Source organism: Streptomyces sp. NPDC051987 (genome assembly GCF_040680735.1).
In the GTDB taxonomy this organism is placed as follows: domain Bacteria; phylum Actinomycetota; class Actinomycetes; order Streptomycetales; family Streptomycetaceae; genus Streptomyces.
Map to the genome: position 1 here is coordinate 15,991 of NZ_JBFAXI010000139.1, position 905 is coordinate 16,895.

1 protein-coding gene is annotated in these 905 nt (G+C 74.7%); it reads right to left on the reverse strand.

The genetic code is table 11. The features are described 5' to 3' along the window. Positions 1-162 precede the first annotated feature (162 nt). A complete protein-coding gene (locus AB0M11_RS39000; protein ID WP_365713279.1) occupies positions 163-525 on the reverse strand; it encodes a metalloregulator ArsR/SmtB family transcription factor in 363 nt (120 codons plus the stop codon). Positions 526-905: the final 380 nt, after the last annotated feature.

A 905-nucleotide genomic window follows, 5' to 3' on the forward strand; every position in this document is an offset into this window, starting at 1 on the left:
GGACCGGCGGCCGTGGGACCGGGAGTCCCGGAACTGGCGGTCTCGGGGCCGGGAGTGCCGGGATCGGTGGCCTTGGGGCCCGGTGCCTCGGGGCCGGGGGAATCGAGGTCGGCGGTCTCGGGGTCCGTGGTTTCGGGGGCCCGGTCCGCGGCTGCGGTGGTCTCAGCCACCGGGCCCGCGCAGCCCGCGCACGGGCGTGGCCGCCTGCTGCGAACGAGCGGTCAGCTGGCCGACCATGACGCGCACCACGGTCACGACGTCCGGGTCGTCCACGTAGTAGATCTGCCGCCGCCCCTCGCGGCGGGCCTGGACGAGACCCGCGAGCTTCAGCTTGGCCAGGTGCTGGCTGATGGCCGGCAGCGCGCCGCCCACCCGGTCGGCGAGGTGCGTGACATCGCTCTCGCCCTGGGACAGCGCCCACATCAGGTGCAGCCGGGCCGACGAGGCGAGCAGGCCGAACGCCTCGGCCGCGTCCGCCAGCACCTCGGCGGAGGGATCCTCGAAGCCACCGGCCTTCCCCGCCACAGTCCGCCCCTTCCTCCGTGTCGTCGCGCAGGGTCACGGTGGACGTTCACGCGCCCACCCAGTGTAGGAGCCCGGCCTCGCCGTGGATCGTCGTCGTCACTCGACCGCCGGGAAACCCCCTTGCTCCCCTGTCGGTGGCGGGCACTAGAGTTCGACGCGTTGCGTGATGTTCACAGCAACCGTACAGAGAGCGCGGCCGGCCACCGGATGACCGGGGCCACGGTGCCGCGCCGTTCCCGTGGGGGGAATCCAGTAGTGAGAACCCGCTCTTTGGTGTCGGCGGCCGTGTCCGCCGCGCTGGGCGCCGCACTCCTCGCCGCGCCCGCCCGGGCGTTCGCGGCCGACGGCGGCACCGTGGCCCGGGCGGACCCCGCCCCCAC